This is a genomic window from Rhodococcus sp. ARC_M12 (assembly GCF_022810385.1).
Taxonomy (GTDB): domain Bacteria; phylum Actinomycetota; class Actinomycetes; order Mycobacteriales; family Mycobacteriaceae; genus Rhodococcoides; species Rhodococcoides navarretei.
Genome location: NZ_JALGQI010000001.1, coordinates 703911 through 722362, shown reverse-complemented (window position 1 = coordinate 722362; position 18452 = coordinate 703911). Strand labels below are relative to the sequence as shown.

Here is an 18452-nt window from a genome sequence, read left to right as displayed (position 1 = left end):
GACGCTCGCCGATACAGATTCACACGCTGCGAGCGGCATCGATCAGTTGACGCACATCGGGCCGGTTGAACCGGCGTCGATCGGAGCCGCGGGTGCCTCGGGAATCGCAGCACCCGATTCGGGAGCGATGATTTCTGCCGTCGAGGCCTGGCCCGAGCCCGGTCCTGCGTAGTCATCTGCGAGTACCACCCGCACAGTGTCGTCCGCCAGCGTGTCGTCGGCCGTGATCTGCAGGTCGCCCAGTGCCGCCGAAACGGCACGCGCGGCATCGCTGTCGACATCTGCGGCCTGGATTCGGCTCGCGGAGATCGACGCGCCCTCGTAGTTTCCGATGGTGCCGCCGACGTATCCCAATGCCGTCAGCGAACCGGCGACACCGTTGGCGAGTCCGTCGATCCCGCTGTCGTTCGCGACGTCCACCGTCACTGTCGAGGGATCGACGTCCGGAGCGTCGGCGTTCTCGGCGTTGGTCTCGGCGGAATTGCCGTCTCCGAGCAACCCTGCGACGTATTTCTTCACCGCCGCCGGATCCACCTGCACGATCGACTCGCCGTAGTCGGTCGTCGCATTGATGTCGACTGCGGGGACGGTCTCGAACTTGACCTTTCCGCCGGCAAGATCCTGCAGGCGAGTGGCGAACTGCAGAATGTCCCAGTCGGAATCGAGTGTCACCGATCGCTGGACCGCGGTGCTGAGCTGGCCCAGTTTGCCGGGGTTGCTCAGCGTCTTGGCGCTGAGCACACTGCGCACGAGCGAGGCCATGAACACCTGCTGGCGCACGATGCGGTCCAGATCGCCGCGGGGAAGGTCGTGCCGCTGTCGCACGAAACTCAGAGCCTGCGAACCGGACAGCTTCTGCTCGCCCGCCGGGAAGTTCGCACCCGAAAGAGGCTCCTGGACAGGGTTGTTCAGGCATACCTCGACGCCGCCGACGGCATCGGTCAGCAGCACGAAACCGAGTAGCCCCACCTCGGCGTAATGGTCGACGGTGATACCCGTGAGGTTGGCGACCGAGTCGATGAGGGCCTCGCGCCCGGCCTCGGTGGCCTGGCCCTCCGCATCGGCGTCCGGGACACCTTGCTCCACCAGTTCGAGCCGCTTGTTCTCCTTGGTCGCGCCGTAGGCAGCATTGATCTTCGACATCCCGATGCCGGGTACTTCGACGTACGAATCGCGTGGGATGGAAATGGCGGTGGCCGACGACCCGTCGTTGGGGACACGAATCAGCACGATCGTGTCGGTGTTGGACGCCACCTCTTCACCAGCGTTCAGGGATGCCAGTTCCTCGGGGGACAGCGCGTTGCCGTGGGCGTCGGTGCGGCTGTCGGTGCCCACCATCAGGATGTCGACGGCACCGTCCGCGGCACCGCCGAGGCCCAGGCCACCTGCGGTGGCGATGTTGGACCGCAGACTGTCGACGCTGCGCCACGCGAAACCGGTCACCAGTAGGACGAGAATGGACAACACCGCGACCGCGACGTGTGTTGCAGGCCATCGCGCACCGCTGCGTCCGCGAGACGACCGATCGTTCGATTGAGCACCGTCGACGGGACCGCGAGGCGTGCGCTGCGCCGACCGCCGGGACCGGTCGGAGGCGTCGCTGCGATTGCCCTGTCTGCGTTCGCCCTGCCTGCGTTCGCCGGTGCGGCGGTCCCCGCGCGGTTCGTCGCGCTGTTCGTCGTCGCCGTGTCGATGGGCTGCTCGTCCCGCGAGGTCACGCGGGCGACCGGAGGTTCGCGGGTCGGGGCCCTCGGGTCGCCGGGGAGCGCGTCGCCTGGGCGGGGGAGTGCGCTCACCTCCTGGCGTGCCTGGATCTCGTGGCACCGTGACGACCCTCTCTGGTTTCCGGCCGGCGTGAAACGCCCGCCTGCTTCGTTGTTGTCCCCCCGCCGTTCGAAGGTTACTGGTCGGCGGTCGCTGCCTCGCCGAAGCGAACACGGCGTGCCACACTTGGCAACCGTGAATGCGATCGTCGTGACCGGTGCACACGGCCAGTTGGGCCGCCGAGTGGTTTCTCTCGCCGCCGAACGAGGTGACGGTGTCGAGGTGTCCGCCTATTCGTCCGCCGACCTGGACATCACCGACCCCGATGCCGTCGCTGCCACGGTGAACGCGGGGACGACGGTGATCAACTGCGCCGCGTACACCGCCGTCGACGCCGCCGAGACGGACGAGGCCAGGGCATCGGCGGTCAACGCGGACGGCCCTCGAAATCTCGCGCGCGCGTGCGGGCGTGTCGGAGCCCGGTTGATCCACGTCTCCACCGATTATGTGTTCGACGGCACAGCAACCGAACCGTACGAGGTCGACTCGAGGACCGCGCCGCAGTCGGCGTACGGACGCACCAAGCTCGCGGGTGAGCTCGCCGTGCACGAGGAGCTGCCCGAGGCCGTGGTCGTACGGACCGCGTGGGTGTACGACAACACCGGCAAGAATTTCGTGACCACGATGCGTCGACTCGAGGGCGAGCGCGAGACCGTCTCGGTGGTGAACGATCAGATCGGTTCGCCCACCTTCGCCCTCGACCTCGCGTCGGGCCTGCTCGAGATCGAAGCCGACCCGGACCTTCGCGCGCGGACTTTGCACTACACCAACGCGGGGCAGGCCAGCTGGTTCGATCTCGCCCGTGCGGTGTTCACCGGGATCGGTGCCGATCCCGACCGAGTGAAGCCGTGTTCGAGCGCCGAGTACGTCGTTCCGGCACCTCGGCCCGCCTACTCCGTGCTCTCACCGACGGCATGGGTCGATGCCGGTCTGACCCCGGCGCGGCCGTGGTCGGAGGCGTTGGCCGCAGCGTTGGCGCAGTCGACATGAGGGTTCGACGCGTCCTCGGGCTAGTCTTGCCCGCGTGAGTTCCGAGCTGGCCGTGGTGACGGTGACCTATTCACCCGGCGAATACCTTGACCAGTTCCTGACGTCTCTACGTGAGGCGACGACGCGTCCGCTTCGGGTGATCATGGCGGACAACGGCTCGGTCGACGGTGCGCCCGAGGCCGCCGAACTCGCGTTCGACGAGGCGGAGTTGCTGCGCACCGGCGCGAACATCGGCTACGGCGCAGCAGTGAACCGCGCGGTGGCCGAGATCGATCCCGATGTGGAGTTCGTCGTCGTGGCCAACCCCGATGTGCGGTGGCACCCCGGATCTCTCGACGGTCTGCTCGAGGCGGCGGCGCGGTGGCCACGCGCGGGTGCTCTCGGACCGCTGATCCGCGAGCCCGACGGCTCCCGATACCCGTCGGCGCGCTCGGTGCCCGATCTCACGTCCGGTGCGGGCCACGCGGTGCTGGGCAAGCTCTGGCCCGGAAACCCCTGGACACAGCGGTATCGCCAGGAGAACGAGACGGTGGCCGAGCGGCCCGTGGGATGGCTGTCGGGATCCTGCCTGCTGTTGCGGCGGTCGGCGTTCGACTCGATCGGCGGATTCGATTCGCGCTACTTCATGTACATGGAGGACGTCGACCTCGGTGACCGGCTCGGCCGAGCGGGCTGGCACAACGTCTACGTGCCCGGCGTCGAGGTGACCCATTCGAAAGGTCATGCGGCAGGACGGCATCCGGAAGTGATGTTGCCCGCACATCACACGAGTGCGTACCGATTCCAAGCCGATCGACACGCCCGAACGTGGCAGGCGCCCTTACGATTGGCCTTGCGTGTGGGTCTCGGTCTTCGCTCGAAGATCGTTGTGGCTTCGGCGCTGCGGGCCCGCGCAGTCGACGGACGAGAATCGGACGAGAGAACAGAGGCTGGACATGTCGGATAGTTCCCCATCGGTCGCTGCAGGTACGGATGCAGTGATCTTGGTCGGCGGCAAGGGAACTCGACTGAGGCCGCTCACGCTCTCGGCACCCAAGCCGATGCTTCCCACCGCGGGACTGCCGTTTCTGACGCACCTCTTGGCGCGCATCAAGGCCGCGGGTATCGAGCACGTCGTCCTCGGTACCTCCTTCAAAGCCGAAGTGTTCGAGCAGCATTTCGGCGACGGATCCTCGCTCGGTATCGATCTCGAGTACGTCTTCGAGACCGAACCGATGGGCACCGGCGGTGGCATCAGAAACGTGCTGCCGCGTCTGCGTGCGGACAATGTCATGGTGTTCAACGGCGACGTTCTGGGCGGCACCGATCTGACTGCAGTTCTCGATACCCATCGCATCACCGATGCCGATGTCACGTTGCATCTGGTGCGCGTGGGTGACCCGCGCGCGTTCGGTTGCGTGCCCACCGACGAATCCGGCCGGGTGACAGCGTTTCTCGAGAAGACACAGGATCCGCCGACCGATCAGATCAACGCCGGTTGCTACGTGTTCAAGCGTGAGATCATCGAGTCCATTCCGTCCGACCGACCGGTGTCTGTGGAGCGAGAAGTGTTCCCCGCCTTGCTGGCCGAGGACAAGAAGGTCTACGGGCACGTCGACAGTGCGTACTGGCGCGACATGGGAACACCGGAGGACTTCGTGAAGGGCTCGGCCGATCTGGTTCGCGGTATCGCGCCGTCGCCTGCACTGCACGGTGATCGCGGGGAATCGTTGGTCCATCCGGGTGCCGGTGTGGCACCTGGTGCCTTGCTGATCGGTGGAACCGTCGTCGGACGCGGTGCCGAGATCGGGGCGGGTGCCCGCCTCGACGGTGCCGTCGTGTTCGACGGTGCGATCGTCGAAGCAGGGGCCGTCGTCGAGCGGTCCATTCTCGGCTTCGGTGCCCGTATCGGACCCCGCGCGCTGGTGCGCGATGCGGTCATCGGCGACGGTGCCGACATCGGGGCCCGCTGCGAGTTGCTCCGCGGCGCGCGCGTGTGGCCCGGGGTCACGTTGCCCGACGGTGGCGTCCGCTTCTCCACCGACGTCTGACCGGACGGCATCCAGCGGGTCGATCGGTCAGCGGAGCGCCGCGAGCGAGACGAGGTGGTCGATCGTCTCGCGCTCGGCGTTCTCGGGCAGAGCATCGACCGGCCACCAGCGCAGGTCGGTCGATTCCTCGCTGCGTACTGCTCGCGCGCCATCCTGAGCCCGGACCAGAAACCTCAGGTCGAGGTGCCGCGTCGGCTTACCGAGCGAGCACGTGATCGGGTGCGTGTGCGCCGAGAGCAGAGCCGAATCGATGCTCAGATCGGCAATCCCAGATTCCTCGGTTGCCTCTCGTAGTGCCGCGTCGACCACTGTGCGGTCGGTCGGTTCGCAGTGGCCGCCGAGTTGAATCCACCGACCCACTTTCGGATGCAGCGTCAGCAGCACATGGGTTCCCGAGGCGTCGAGCACCAACGAGGACGCGGTGAAGTGACCGGCCTCGTTGGCGCGCAGGCAGGCGTCGGGGTTGCTGTCGAGAAACGCCAGCATGGTGTGCCGGAGCGATTCGTCGCTCGAATCGGACGGTGCCCATCGATCGAGCGATGCTCCGACCGAATTCCACAGAGTCGAACGAGGCGACGTCGACGCCGACACGTCAGAGCTCCACTAGCGAGGACCCGGGCACCACCGGATCCCGCACGGTCAGCGGCTCGGTGGAGTGTCCGATTGCGATGGCCCCCATGGCTTTCCAATCGGCTCGTAGGCCCAGTTCGGCGCGCACGGTGTCTGCGGCGAAGATCGTCGAGCCGATCCAGCAGCTACCCAACTCACGCACCGCGAGAGCGACGAGCAGACCCTGGACGGCGGCACCGACGGCAACCGTGAACATCGTGTCCTCCGCGGCGCGACGCCTGTCGTCGGGGTAGGAGTGTGCGCCGTCGGGCACACAGAACGGGATCACGATCTCCGGGGCGTCGAAGAGAATATCGCCGCGGCTCAGTCTGGCCGCGATTCGTTCCTCGCTGAGCCCGTCGGCGGTCAGGTCGGCGCGCCACTGCTCACGCATCGTCTCGAGCAGGCGACGCCGCACCGCGGGGGTCCTGACCCACACGAACCGAACCGGACGAGTGTGGTGCGGGGCCGGGGCGGTGAGGGCATCGGCAACGGCCGCACGAACGGACTCGGGATCGACGGGTTCGTCGGAGAACGAGCGCACCGATCGTCGGCGCAGCAGAGCTTCTCGTCGGCCGCGATCGAGTGCCTCGGCGGTGCCGAGCCAGAACAGATCGTCCTCACCGCCGCGCAGCAGGGTAGCCGCGGTGGAACCGTCGTCGACGGGGCTCAGTCCGCGGACGACGGCGATCGGAACCCCGCCCAGCTTGCCCTTCACCAGATCGCCTGCGGCAGCGAGTTCGTCGGCGATCGCGACCTCGGTGACGACGAGCTCGTTCCCCTGACCGTCCTCCGCTCCGGCATACGCGTGCACGACGCCGAGGCCCGCAGCCCCGATGGCGGCGTCCGTCTGACCGATTCGCCACGCACGTCCCATGGTGTCGGTGACGACGACGGCCACCGTCACCCCCAGCAGTTCTCCGACAGCTGCGCGCAGAGCTGCGGCGCTGGCATCGGGGTCCTCGGGCAGCAGTGCCAGTTCGCCACCGTCGACGTTGGAGCCGTCGATTCCCGACGCGGCCTGCACGATGCCGAGTCGATTCTCGGTGATGAGGGTTCGGCCCTTGCGCGCAACGATGCGCACGGCTTCCTGGTCCACGAGAACCCTGCGGGCGGCATCTCGCTCGTCCGCATCACGAGGTGCCTGCACCAGGCGGCCCTCGACCTTGGAGACGATCTTGCTGGTGACGATCAAGATGTCGCCGTCGCGTAGCCACGGCGCACGGTCTGCGACGATCGCGGCCAGATCGTCGCCCGGTCGGAACTCGGGAAGTCCGGTGACGGGCAGGATCTCGATCGAGCCGCCCGGAGCGTGATCCCCGGGTGCGGACCGGATCGATTCGATGTCGCGAGGCTCGCTCACAGGTCGAGTCCGGCCGCGCGCAGAGCGGTGCGTGCCATCACCGCGGTGGTCTCGGGGTCGGTCATCAGCAACGGAACGGACTGCACGTCCACTCCCTCGACCTCTGCCGTGTCGGTGGTGTGCACCAACCAGGCGTCGAGAATGCCGGTACCGCTTCGGCTTCCGTAGTGGCGGCCGACCGCCTGCGCCGTCGTCTCGACTCCGATGACGGACAGGCACTCGTCGGCCATGCCGCGCAACGGCTTACCGTCGACGACGGGGGAGAGGCCGACCACCTTGGCGGCCGTCGTGCGCAGCGCCCCGCGGATGCCCGGCACTGCGAGGATCGCGCCGACGCTCACCACCGGGTTGGACGGCGCGAGGACGACGGCGTCGGCCTCGGAGATCGCCTCGACGACTCCCGGTGCCGGAGTTGCCTGTTCGGCACCGATGTTGGCGAAACTGTGGGTCGGAATCTGGGCTCGGTATCGAACCCACCACTCCTGGAAGTGAATTGCGCGCTGCTGCTCACCGCTCGGGTCCTCGGGGTCGGTGACGACGACGTGGGTCTCCGAGCGGTCGTCGGTGACGGGCAGGAGCCGGACACCGGGTTGCCACCGGTTGCACAGGGCTTCGGTGACGGCGGACAGCGGAAAGCCGGTGCGCAGCATGCGACTGCGGATCAGGTGCGTGGCGATGTCGCGGTCGCCGAGTCCGAACCAGTCGGGATCGGCACCGTAGGCAGCCAATTCGTCCCGAGCGTTCCAGGTCTCCGCGATGCGACCCCACCCGCGATCGGTGTCGATGCCGCCGCCCAGGGTGTACATGCACGTATCGAGATCCGGGCAGATACGGAGTCCATGCATCCACACGTCGTCGCCGACGTTCACCACGGCAGTGATCTCGTGCTCGGACTCGTCGCCGAACAAGGATTTCAGGCCCTGCAGAAACCGCGCTCCACCGACGCCACCGACCAGAACAGTAACTTTCACAACACACGACCCTAATGGGGTTGCGGCGGTGCTGGGCGAGCGCCCACCCTCACCGTCCGCGCGGACGGTGAGGGTGCGAGAACCATTGCGACACGCACGCGACGGGCTTCGATTCGGGGAGAGTGCCGATTTCGGGCATGTGATGGTATTGGATTTGTACGATCGGCTTGACCGCGACACACCTGGACGTGTCTAATCACAGGTATGTCATTCAGTGTTCGCCGCACGAGTTCGATTGCAGCGAACCTGGTTTCGAACACTCGTTCCCTTCCTGTTCGTTCCTGAGTGGACGTCGAGTAGAGGTCGAGAGTCGGACGGGCGCGACGTAATCGTCCGGACATGCTGCTCGATCGAATATCGGCGCGGGGCAAGGTATTCGAGAACGCGAGGATCGAAAGTATCTGCGCTACCACAGGTGAGGAGGCGGAAGCGATGTATGACCAGCACGTGACACGTGATCAGCGGGGCGAACCCACTGCACATCTCAGCGCTGTCGACGACGCGCCGCAAACCGAGTCCCGCATCGGCGCAGATTCGAGCGTCTCGATCGACGCGGGCTCTGCGTATGTTGCCCGAACCGTCGAGGCCGCTGTCGACACCGATGCATCCGACACCGATGTATCCGACGCCGGCGTATCCGATGGCGAGCTCGAGTCGGATACCGACGCCGACCTGATGCCGTTCGTCGCCGAGTCGGTTCCACCGGCGAAGCCGTTTCTCAGTGTCGTCGCGGGTTTCGACGAGATGTTCGAGGAAATCGAGGATCAGTGGCAGGAGCGCGCACTGTGCGCGCAGACCGACCCCGAAGCCTTCTTCCCCGAAAAAGGCGGCTCCACCCGCGAAGCGAAGCGCATCTGCCTCGGCTGCGAGGTGAAGGACGAGTGCCTCGAATACGCGCTCGCCAACGATGAGCGATTCGGTATATGGGGCGGGTTGTCCGAGCGGGAACGTCGTCGGCTCAAGCGCGGAATCGGCTGAGCGGCACCGCAACCGATCGATAGAGGGCGGTGCCCGATCGATCATTCTCCGGCAGGATCCACCTCGTCGGGGTCGACGCCGAGATACGTCGCCACCTGCTCCACCAAGACCTCGAACAACAGGTCTTCCAGATCCTCCGGATGCTTCGCGCGACGTTCCAACGGTCTGCGGAAGAGCACCACTCTGGCGCGTGTCGTCTCCCCGCGCCTGTCGATGCCTGCCGGCACCAACCGCGAGAGCGGCACAGGGCCTTCCGCCACCACCTCGGGTGGCCACGTCACAGATTCCGGATCCAAGGCCCTGATCTTGGGAACTTCGTCCACGGCGATGTCCAGCTTCGAGAGCTTCTCGTGCCACTTGTGATCGATCCGCGCGAACGCGTCGAGCACCAGTCGATCGAACTTCTCGGCCCTGGAGCGCCTCGCCGGGATGTCCTCGGGCAAAACCGGGCCGCGGATGCCTCGTCCGTGCCTAGCAACGGACCGGGAGGTGATCCTGCGCGGGGTCGAGTATCGAGGCATAGGGGGAGGTTATCGCGCTCGCCCGGTGTGTCGGTGGGTCGGTCGGTTGCACCCACCGGATACTCTGCAGTCGTGAGATCACTGCGTGGCTGCTGCAGGCCTGGTTGCAACCGTTCTGCCGTTGCGACGCTCACATATGTCTACTCCGATTCCACTGCGGTCGTCGGGCCGCTGGCCACCGTCGACGAACCGCATTCCTGGGATCTGTGCGAGGTGCATGCGTCGACCACGACCGCGCCCAAGGGCTGGGAACTGGTGCGGTACGAGGGTGGCTACTCGACGTCGAGCCCCGACGAGGACGATCTGACGGCCCTCGCCGAGGCCGTGCGTGAGGCGGGCCGCGGCGATCGCGTCCGATCCGAGGACCGTGAGGGCTCCGACCGCTCGATCTCGCGGGCGTCCGACACCGAACGCCGATCCGCTCCGGCCGTCCGAACGGGCAGGCGCGGGCACCTTCGAGTGCTTCCCGACCCCACGTCCTGAGCCGTCCGCGCGCCACGGTTGTGGTGTGCAGCGGTCCGACTGGCCGGTCGGTCTGCCGTCTGGCAAGGTTTGCAGAACAGGACCGAAACGGACAGTGCCGGTCTGCCGATACTTGGTGTGGATCGCACCGCTACCGACGCTCGATGTTCGACGCCGATGTGCGGCGTCGTCAGAACGATCACCAGGAGAATTTTCGTGGCCCGAACCGCAGAGTCCGTCAACGCCGTCATCAAGGCCTACGACGTCCGTGGCGTCGTAGGCGAGCAGATCGACGAGGCGTTCGTGCGCGACGTCGGCGCATCCTTCGCACGGTTGGTTCGCGACGAGTCGGGGGCCGCACAGTCGGTCGTGATCGGCCACGACATGCGTGATTCCTCGCCCGCGCTGTCTCGGGCCTTCGCCGACGGCGTGACCGCCCAGGGCCTCGACGTGGTGCACATCGGTCTGGCGTCGACCGATCAGCTCTACTTTGCTTCCGGCCTGCTCGAATGCCCGGGAGCGATGTTCACCGCCAGCCACAATCCGGCGAAGTACAACGGGATCAAACTCTGCCGCGCGGGAGCGAAGCCGGTGGGACAGGACACCGGCTTGGCCACGGTCAAGGCCGAACTGGTGGACGGGGTTCCGGAGTTCGACGGCCCGTCGGGAACGACCACATCGCGCGACGTGCTCGCCGAATACGCGCAGTTCGTTCGAGATCTGGTCGATCTGTCGGGAATCGGATCGATGAAGATCGCCGTCGACGCCGGAAACGGAATGGGCGGACATACGGTGCCTGCGGTCTTCGGACCACTACCGGTCACGATCGAGCCGCTCTTCTTCGAGCTCGACGGCACTTTCCCGAATCACGAGGCCAATCCGCTCGATCCGGCGAATCTGGTGGATCTGCAGCGTTTCGTCGTCGAGACCGGTGCCGACATCGGACTCGCCTTCGACGGCGACGCGGATCGGTGCTTCGTCGTCGACGAGAAGGGAGACCCGGTCTCGCCGTCCGCGGTGACCTGCCTGGTGGCCGAGCGTGAATTGGCCAAAGAGCCGGGTGCGGTGGTCATTCACAATCTGATCACCTCGCGTGCGGTGCCGGAACTGGTCACCGAGCTCGGTGGTACACCGGTTCGCACCCGAGTGGGGCACTCCTTCATCAAACAGCAGATGGCCGACACCGGCGCGATATTCGGCGGTGAGCACTCTGCCCACTACTACTTCCGTGACTTCTGGGGTGCAGACTCGGGCATGCTCGCCGCGCTGCACGTGCTCGCTGCACTCGGAGCTCAGGATCGCCCGCTGTCGGAGATGATGGCCACCTACGAGACCTACAGTGCATCGGGCGAGATCAACTCGACCGTCGACGACGCAGCCGCGCGAACCGATGCGGTCCTGGAAGCGTTCGCCGATCGGACTACCGGCATCGACCGACTCGACGGGGTCACGGTCGATCTCGCCGACGGTGCCTGGTTCAACCTGCGGGCCTCGAACACCGAACCACTGCTTCGGCTCAACGTGGAAGCGCGAACGAGTGCGGATGTCGATGCGATCTCGACCGAGATTCTGAGCATCGTTCGCGCCGGACTGGAATAGTGGTTGTCAAGAGTTCGTGAGTGGGTATGCAGTGGTTTCGAGCGGGTGACGAAGGGGAGGTGTCGCAGCCATGACAGCACTGTCGTCTCTGGTCGATCTCGACGATTCCGACGCCCTCATCGCAGCCGATCGTGACGGCTCGTTGCGCAGTGCCGCACTGGCGGGCGCGCAGGTGCGCGCCGTCGCCACCGCAGTCGACGAGTCCGTCCTCGCTCGACTGACGGATCTGCGTCCCCGCAGCGTGGTGATCGTGACCGGCGACGGCCGCAGCAGCCGGGCCGCGTCGCTGCTCGTCGCCGCTCTCGGCGACCGACTCGGGGTGCCACTGGTACGAAGCACCGGCACTCCGCCGTGGATCGGCCCGCTCGACGTGGTCGTGGTGGCCGGGGACGACGCCGGAGATCCGCGACTGGCCGAGTCGATGGATGCGGCATCGCGCCGCGGGGCGGAAGTCGTCGTGGTTGCGCCGGAAGAGGGGCCGCTGCGAGCCGTCCGGGGGCCCCGAGCGATGTGGTTGCCGCCGCGAATAGCGGTTCGGGACCACAATGCGCTGATGCGTTATCTCGCCGCATTCGTTGCCGTACTCGGCGCGGTGTCCGGTGGGTCGTGGAAGACGTTGCTGCCCAATTTGTCTCGTCTGGCGGATCTGCTCGACGCAGAGGCCGTGCGAAACAGCCCGTCCAATGAGGTGTTCCACAATCCGGCCAAGGCCCTCGCCAGTGGATTGAACGGTAGGCGCGCGGTACTGACGGGTGGCAGCCCCGCGGCAGTCGAGGTCGCTCGGCACGGCAGCGAGGTACTCCTGCGGGTTGCGGGCGTGGTCGTCGGTGCGGGGGAGTTGGGCGATGTCATCGCCGCGTCCGTTCGGGCATCGCTCGTCGAATCAGGGGGTGCGCCATCGACATTCGACTCGATCTTCCACGACGAGCAACTCGACGGCCCACCGCCCGCGCTGCCGATGCGGGTGATCGTGGTGGCGTCCGAAGCCGATCGTGCGATCACCGAACGACGAATCGCCGGTGTGCCGGAATCCGAAGTACTGCTCGCCGATTCGAGCCAGCCGCTGTTCGGCGGCGAGCGCCCGAGGTCCGAATTCGACAACCCCGCTCCGTCGGCGGATCCGGCTACACTCTCGGTGCTCGATACGATGTCCGTGTTGGCGACGCGGTTGGACACCACAGCCGCGTATCTGTTGTTGATGGGCGGTAGCTAGTGCAACTCTTGCGAGGCGCGGTTCGGTCGTACGCATGGGGTTCACGAACCGCCCTGGCTCGAATACAAGGTCGCCCGGTTCCGTCCGATCATCCCGAGGCAGAGATCTGGCTCGGTGCTCACCCGGCCGATTCCGCGCACGTGGTGCACGAGGGTGGTAGTACGCCTCTGCTCACTCTGATCGACGACGATCCGAGCACCCAGCTCGGCGGATCTGCGCAGCACTACGAGTCACGGCTGCCGTACCTGTTGAAACTGCTGGCCGCAGAAGAACCGCTGTCGTTGCAGGCGCATCCGAGCAGCGCCCAGGCCCGTGAGGGCTTCGCGCGCGAGAACTCCGCCGGCGTCCCCATAGATTCTCCGGTACGCAACTACCGGGATCCGAACCACAAGCCCGAGTTGATCGTCGCTCTCACCGAGTTCGAGGCATTGGCGGGGTTCCGGCGACCCACCGACACCGTCGAATTGCTCGACGCGTTGGCCGTTCCTGCGCTGGCCGGGTATCGCACTCTGCTCGCCGCTCAGCCCGACGCTTCCGGGCTGCGCACGGTGTTCACTTCGTGGATCACGCTGCCCGGCCAGGCGTTGGACGATATCTTGCCTGCCGTCGCACAGGGATGCATCGACTACCTGTCCGGTCCTGCGCGTACGGACGGTGGACGATTCGCAGCCGAGGCGAGAACCTTGCTCGAGCTCGGGGAGTCGTATCCCGGTGACGCCGGAGTGCTTGCGGCGCTACTGCTCAATCGGGTGACGCTCACACCCGGCCAGGGTCTGTACCTCGACGCCGGAAACTTGCACGCGTATCTGCGCGGCACGGGCGTGGAAATCATGGCGAACTCCGACAACGTGCTCCGCGGCGGACTGACTCCCAAGCACGTCGACGTCCCGGAGTTGTTGCGGGTACTGGACTTCGAGCCCGCCGACATATCGCCCATCACCCCGGGCGAGAACGATCGGCCTACGTACGTGTACCCAACGCCCGCACCCGAATTCGCCCTGAGCAAGACGGCGGTGACGGCGGGGGAGACGGCCGATCTATCCGGATCCGGTCCGAGAATTCTGCTGTGCACCAGCGGAACGGTCGTGGCGGGAACCGACGGGACGCGGTCCGGTCTGACGGTGTCTCAGGGCAGTTCGGTGTGGATACCGGCCTCCGACGAATCCGTTACCGTGACCGCCGAGTCGGGCGACGCCGAGGTGTTCGTGGCCTCCGTCGGACGCGTGTAGATCGGGCAATTCGGGCATCGTTGCGCCGCTTGCGGTTTGGAACTGCGTAATGGTGCGAACGGTCCGCCCGGAGGCAATAGTCTGATGCCACAGTGAATCGAAGTGACGGATGTGTTCGGTGATCCGTCGGTAGATGTGAAGTGGCGATACGGAGACCCGATGACCAGAGCAGACCGGCCCGCGAAGACCCCGCGCACGACGGGTTGGTTCCGGACCAAATCGATCGAGCAGTCGATCCAGGACACCGACGAGCCGGACACGAAACTCCGGAAAGAGCTCGGATCCTGGGACCTGACCGTGTTCGGCGTTGCCGTGGCTGTCGGTGCCGGCATCTTCACCCTGACCGCGCGGACTGCCGGAAACGTTGCGGGACCGGCAGTGTCGTTGGCCTTTGTGCTCGCGGCGATCGCCTGTGGCCTCGCGGCGCTGTGTTACGCGGAGTTCGCATCCACGGTGCCGGTGGCCGGAAGTGCGTACACGTTCTCGTACGCCGCGTTCGGTGAGTTCATCGCATGGATCATCGGATGGGATCTCATCCTCGAGTTCGGCCTCGCAGCCGCCGTGGTGGCGAAGGCGTGGTCGCTCTATCTCGGCGATCTGCTCGGTACGGCCGCTCCGGTGCTCGAGATCGGCTCACTGAACTTCGATTGGGGCGCACTGCTGATCGTGGTGGTCCTGACGGTGCTCATCGCATCGGGCACCAAGTTGTCCTCACGAGTGTCGCTGGTCATCACGGCGGTGAAGGTGATCGTCGTTCTGTTCGTGGTTGTGCTCGGAGCCTTCTACATCAAGGTCGCCAATTACGACCCGTACATTCCGCCGTCACAACCGGGCTCCACGGGCGAGGGGCTGCATCAGTCTCTTCTCTCGTTCGTCACGGGAGCAGGCGGCAGCACGTTCGGTGCCTACGGACTGCTGGCCGCGGCGTCGCTGGTGTTCTTCGCATTCATCGGGTTCGACGTGGTGGCAACGACCGCCGAGGAGACCAAGGAACCGCAGAAGGCACTACCGCGAGGAATCCTCGGATCGCTCGCGATCGTCACCGTGCTCTACGTGGCTGTCACCCTGGTTCTGACCGGAATGGTCAAGTACACCGATCTGGCCGGTGACAGTTCCACGCTGGCGACGGCATTCGAGCTGAACGGGCTGACCTGGGCCAAGAACATCATTTCGTTCGGTGCACTCGCCGGTCTGACGACCGTGGTGATGGTGCTGATGCTCGGGCAGACCCGGGTGCTCTTCGCGATGTCGCGAGACGGACTGGTGCCGCGGGCACTGGCGCACACCGGAAAGAAGGGCACGCCGGTCCGGACGACGATTCTGGTCGGTGTCATCGTGGGCCTGCTCGCCGCGTTCGTTCCGCTCGGCACGCTCGAGGAAATGGTGAACATCGGCACGCTGTTCGCGTTCGTGCTGGTCTCTGCCGGGGTTCTCGTGCTGCGCAGAACTCGCCCGGACCTCCCGCGTGGTTTCCGTGTTCCCTGGGTTCCCCTGGTGCCGATCCTCGCGGTCCTGGCGTGCCTGTGGTTGATGCTCAACCTGTCGGTCGAAACATGGCTGCGTTTTCTGGTCTGGATGGCCGCCGGTGTCGTCATCTACGTCGTGTACAGCAGGCGGCACTCGGTGATGGGTCTGCGGGAAGCCGAGAAGACTCGTACCGAGAAGTCGGAGCACTGACCCGAACAGGGGTCTTTTCGCCCGGGATTTGTGCGCTCCGACCAGCGCTCAGAGTTTACTTTGGGTAGCTTCGCATCCGACCGCTGGAATGTTATACCCTCGAAAACAGACTTGGAGGACTCGAAAAGTTCGATGAGAGGGTGTCGAGACAGTGAGCGTGGACGGCCGAATCACTTCTACGGAGGGTTCGGGTGTCGCTTTCGGGGGGCGGGATTCGAAGGCCGGTGAACGATGGGGTCGCTGGCAGGACAACAAACGCTATTTGTGGATGCTGGGGCTGTTGGCCCCGGCATCGGCGCTACTGCCGTCGCAGTTGGTCTACTGGACGGGGATGCCACTGTTCTGGTGGAGCGGTGTGCTGGTGTTCTTCGTGATCATTCCGGTGATCGATCTGATCGCCGGCGAGGACGGACATAATCCGGACGCGTCCGCCAGCGAGAAGCTGCAGAACGATCGGTACTACCGCTGGTGTACGTATCTTTTTCTCCCCATCCAGTTCATTGCGCTGATCGTCGCATGTTGGATGTGGGCGTACGGCGGGCTGAGTGTGGTTGACAAGATCGGGCTTGCGGTGACGGTGGGCCTGGTGGCGGGCACCGGAATCAATGCCGCCCACGAACTGGGTCACCGCATCGAGCAGCACGAGCGGTGGTTGGCCAAGATCGCGTTGTCCCAGACGTTCTACGGGCACTTCTTCGTCGAGCACAATCGGGGGCATCACGTTCGAGTGGCCACGCCCGACGACCCCGCCAGTGCGCGGTTCGGCGAAAGCGCGTGGACATTCGTGCCGCGCAGCACGATTCTCGGTCTCGCCTCCGCGTGGAAGCTCGAGGCGCAACGCCTTCGCCGTCAGGGCCGCTCGGTCGCGAGCCCGACGAATGCCCTACTGCATACGTGGCTGCTCAGCGCCGTGCTCTTCGGCTCGTTGCTGATCGTGTTCGGGTGGTCCATCGCGCCGTATCTGCTGCTGCAGGCCGTCGTCGGATTCGTGTTGCTCGAGATGGTGAACTACGTGGAGCACTATGCCCTGCTCCGGGAGACGAACGACCGCGGCAGATACGTACGTTGCTCGCCACGCCACAGCTGGAACAGCGACAGAATCTGCACCAATATCTTCCTGTATCACCTGCAACGACACAGCGACCATCACGCCAATCCCGGAAAGCGATATCAGACCCTGTTGTCGTGCGACGAGGCACCGCAGCTTCCTGCCGGCTACGCCTCGATGGTGATGCTCGCCGCAATTCCGCCACTGTGGCGTCGGGTGATGGACCCGCGGGTACTGGCGCACTACCAGGGCGATATCACCCGCGCGAACATCCTGCCCCGCAAACGGGGTCGGATTCTGGCGCGAGCCGGACGAAACGGATAGAGCAGGCGGCGGCAATCGCGTCGCGTCACCGGCTCCGTGCCTGCACCTCCGGGCAGCCGGTAGTTCCAACGCGCGGACCCGATAGCCTGGACGGCAGACACTCAGTCAACAGGAGAGGCAAGATGACGACCTCAGTTACGTCAGACTCGGCACTCACCGTGGATCACCGCGGTGGAATCGATTTCAAGGTCGCGGACCTGTCGCTCGCGGAATTCGGCCGCAAGGAAATTCGGCTCGCCGAGCACGAGATGCCCGGCTTGATCGCGCTGCGTCGCGAATATGCCGATGTACAGCCGCTCAAGGGCGCACGAGTATCGGGATCGCTGCACATGACCGTGCAGACCGCAGTGCTGATCGAGACCTTGGTGGCGCTCGGAGCCGAGGTGCGCTGGGCGTCGTGCAACATCTTCTCCACCCAGGATCACGCCGCTGCGGCCGTCGTCGTCGGCCCGTACGGCACCGTCGAGGAGCCCAAGGGCGTCCCGGTGTTCGCATGGAAGGGCGAAAGTCTCGAAGAGTACTGGTGGGCGGCGGAGCAGATGCTCACCTGGCCCGAGCAGCCCGCCAACATGATTCTCGACGACGGCGGCGACGCCACGATGCTGGTGCTGCGCGGTGCGCAGTTCGAGAAGGCAGGGGTCGTCCCGCCGACCGACGACGATCACGATTCGGACGAGTACAAGGTGTTCCTCGGACTGCTGCGTCGCTCGCTCGAGGCGTCGAAGTCCAAGTGGACCGAGGTCGCCGAGTCCGTGCAGGGCGTCACCGAGGAGACCACGACCGGCGTGCTGCGGTTGTATCAGTTCGCTTCGGCGGGGGAGCTCACGTTCCCGGCCATCAACGTCAACGACTCGGTCACCAAGAGCAAGTTCGACAACAAGTACGGCACCCGGCACTCGCTCATCGACGGCATCAACCGCGGCACCGACGTTCTCATCGGCGGCAAGGCCGTTCTGGTCTGTGGCTACGGCGACGTCGGCAAGGGCTGCGCCGAGGCGCTCAAGGGCCAGGGTGCACGCGTGACCGTCACCGAGGCCGACCCGATCAACGCGCTGCAGGCGCTCATGGACGGCTTCGACGTGCGCACGGTCGAGGAGTTCATCGAGCAGGCCGACATCGTGATCACCTCGACGGGCAACCTGTCGATCATCACGTTCGAGCACATGCGCAAGATGAAGCACCAGGCGATCCTGGGCAACATCGGCCACTTCGACAACGAGATCGACATGGCCGGGCTGGAGAAGGCTCCCGATGTCACGCGGGTCAACATCAAGCCACAGGTCGACGAGTACCAGTTCAAGGACGGCCACTCGATCATCGTGCTGTCCGAGGGCCGTCTGCTGAACCTCGGTAACGCTACGGGCCACCCGTCGTTCGTCATGAGCAACAGCTTCTCCAACCAGGTCATCGCGCAGATCGAACTGTGGACCAAGCCGGACGAGTACGACAACGAGGTCTACCGCCTGCCCAAGCACCTCGACGAGAAGGTCGCGCGCATCCACGTCGAGGCACTCGGTGGATCGATCACCAAGCTCACCAAGGAGCAGGCCGAGTACATCGGTGTCGACGTCGAGGGCCCGTACAAGCCCGAGCACTACCGCTACTGACCGTCGG

At 65.6% G+C, this 18452-nt stretch carries 16 protein-coding genes; 11 read left to right on the top strand and 5 right to left on the bottom strand.

What is annotated here, in order from left to right:
- Positions 1-42: 42 nt before the first annotated feature.
- Complete coding sequence (locus MTX35_RS03375) at positions 43-1467, bottom strand: LCP family protein (RefSeq protein WP_243593652.1); 1425 nt, start codon at positions 1465-1467, stop codon at positions 43-45.
- A 492-nt stretch (positions 1468-1959) separates the two neighbouring features.
- Here MTX35_RS03375 and rfbD point away from each other — a divergent pair, with 492 nt between their 5' ends.
- The 3 genes from rfbD to MTX35_RS03360 are packed head-to-tail and all read left to right on the top strand — an operon-like array spanning position 1960 to position 4844.
- Positions 1960-2814 (top strand): dTDP-4-dehydrorhamnose reductase, encoded by an 855-nt coding sequence (gene rfbD / locus MTX35_RS03370; protein WP_243593556.1) that lies wholly within the window; start codon positions 1960-1962, stop codon positions 2812-2814.
- Positions 2815-2848: 34 nt separating this feature from the next.
- Entirely contained in the window at positions 2849-3760 is a 912-nt protein-coding gene (locus MTX35_RS03365; protein WP_243593555.1) for a glycosyltransferase family 2 protein, read from the top strand.
- On the top strand, positions 3750-4844 hold the full coding sequence (locus MTX35_RS03360) for a sugar phosphate nucleotidyltransferase (RefSeq protein WP_243593554.1): 1095 nt from the start codon (positions 3750-3752) through the stop codon (positions 4842-4844). The genes MTX35_RS03365 and MTX35_RS03360 overlap by 11 nt, the downstream gene beginning before the upstream one ends.
- A gap of 27 nt (positions 4845-4871) precedes the next feature.
- On the opposite strand, the gene MTX35_RS03355 is transcribed toward MTX35_RS03360, so the two are convergent.
- The 3 genes from MTX35_RS03355 to cofD form a co-directional block, all read right to left on the bottom strand.
- A complete protein-coding gene (locus MTX35_RS03355; RefSeq protein WP_243593651.1) occupies positions 4872-5330 on the bottom strand; it encodes an NUDIX hydrolase in 459 nt (152 codons plus the stop codon).
- 106 nt (positions 5331-5436) lie between these two features.
- Positions 5437-6816 (bottom strand): coenzyme F420-0:L-glutamate ligase, encoded by a 1380-nt coding sequence (locus tag MTX35_RS03350; RefSeq protein WP_335740869.1) that lies wholly within the window; start codon positions 6814-6816, stop codon positions 5437-5439.
- Positions 6813-7787, bottom strand: coding sequence for a 2-phospho-L-lactate transferase (gene cofD / locus MTX35_RS03345; protein WP_243593553.1), 975 nt, complete (start codon positions 7785-7787; stop codon positions 6813-6815). Before cofD ends, MTX35_RS03350 begins: the two co-directional genes overlap by 4 nt.
- A 744-nt stretch (positions 7788-8531) precedes the next feature.
- Between cofD and MTX35_RS03340 the strand changes: the two genes are divergently transcribed.
- Positions 8532-8765, top strand: a complete 234-nt coding sequence (locus MTX35_RS03340; RefSeq protein ID WP_027496498.1) for a WhiB family transcriptional regulator — start codon at positions 8532-8534, stop codon at positions 8763-8765.
- Positions 8766-8806: 41 nt separating this feature from the next.
- Here MTX35_RS03340 and MTX35_RS03335 read toward each other — a convergent pair whose 3' ends face one another.
- On the bottom strand, positions 8807-9286 hold the full coding sequence (locus MTX35_RS03335) for a metallopeptidase family protein (RefSeq protein WP_243593552.1): 480 nt from the start codon (positions 9284-9286) through the stop codon (positions 8807-8809).
- Positions 9287-9358: 72 nt separating this feature from the next.
- On the opposite strand from MTX35_RS03335, the gene MTX35_RS03330 reads away from it, so the two are divergent.
- From MTX35_RS03330 to ahcY, 7 genes are all read left to right on the top strand, one after another.
- Positions 9359-9769, top strand: a complete 411-nt coding sequence (locus MTX35_RS03330) for a DUF3499 domain-containing protein (RefSeq protein WP_243593551.1) — start codon at positions 9359-9361, stop codon at positions 9767-9769.
- Between the two features lie 195 nt (positions 9770-9964).
- Positions 9965-11347 carry a phosphomannomutase/phosphoglucomutase gene (locus tag MTX35_RS03325; RefSeq protein ID WP_243593550.1) on the top strand — a complete coding sequence of 461 codons (1383 nt, stop codon included), beginning with the start codon at positions 9965-9967 and terminating at the stop codon, positions 11345-11347.
- Positions 11348-11417: 70 nt separating this feature from the next.
- A complete protein-coding gene (locus tag MTX35_RS03320) occupies positions 11418-12560 on the top strand; it encodes a tobH protein (protein WP_243593549.1) in 1143 nt (380 codons plus the stop codon).
- Complete coding sequence (manA, locus tag MTX35_RS03315) at positions 12560-13789, top strand: mannose-6-phosphate isomerase, class I (protein ID WP_243593548.1); 1230 nt, start codon at positions 12560-12562, stop codon at positions 13787-13789. Before MTX35_RS03320 ends, manA begins: the two co-directional genes overlap by 1 nt.
- 159 nt (positions 13790-13948) lie before the next feature.
- Positions 13949-15466 (top strand): amino acid permease, encoded by a 1518-nt coding sequence (locus tag MTX35_RS03310; protein ID WP_243593547.1) that lies wholly within the window; start codon positions 13949-13951, stop codon positions 15464-15466.
- 268 nt (positions 15467-15734) lie between these two features.
- Positions 15735-16838 (top strand): alkane 1-monooxygenase, encoded by a 1104-nt coding sequence (locus tag MTX35_RS03305; RefSeq protein WP_243593649.1) that lies wholly within the window; start codon positions 15735-15737, stop codon positions 16836-16838.
- A 122-nt stretch (positions 16839-16960) separates the two neighbouring features.
- Complete coding sequence (ahcY, locus tag MTX35_RS03300; RefSeq protein WP_243593546.1) at positions 16961-18445, top strand: adenosylhomocysteinase; 1485 nt, start codon at positions 16961-16963, stop codon at positions 18443-18445.
- Positions 18446-18452 lie beyond the last annotated feature (7 nt).

What these genes read in the sequence shown, in the direction of transcription:
- MTX35_RS03360 (WP_243593554.1), top strand. Translation starts at nt 3,750, where the DNA reads ATGTCGGATAGTTCCCCATCGGTCGCTGCAGGTACGGATGCAGTGATC.
- MTX35_RS03335 (WP_243593552.1), bottom strand. Translation starts at nt 9,286, where the DNA reads ATGCCTCGATACTCGACCCCGCGCAGGATCACCTCCCGGTCCGTTGCT.
- MTX35_RS03340 (WP_027496498.1), top strand. Translation starts at nt 8,532, where the DNA reads ATGTTCGAGGAAATCGAGGATCAGTGGCAGGAGCGCGCACTGTGCGCG.
- MTX35_RS03320 (WP_243593549.1), top strand. Translation starts at nt 11,418, where the DNA reads ATGACAGCACTGTCGTCTCTGGTCGATCTCGACGATTCCGACGCCCTC.
- MTX35_RS03310 (WP_243593547.1), top strand. Translation starts at nt 13,949, where the DNA reads ATGACCAGAGCAGACCGGCCCGCGAAGACCCCGCGCACGACGGGTTGG.
- MTX35_RS03355 (WP_243593651.1), bottom strand. Translation starts at nt 5,330, where the DNA reads ATGCTGGCGTTTCTCGACAGCAACCCCGACGCCTGCCTGCGCGCCAAC.
- ahcY (WP_243593546.1), top strand. Translation starts at nt 16,961, where the DNA reads ATGACGACCTCAGTTACGTCAGACTCGGCACTCACCGTGGATCACCGC.
- MTX35_RS03305 (WP_243593649.1), top strand. Translation starts at nt 15,735, where the DNA reads ATGCTGGGGCTGTTGGCCCCGGCATCGGCGCTACTGCCGTCGCAGTTG.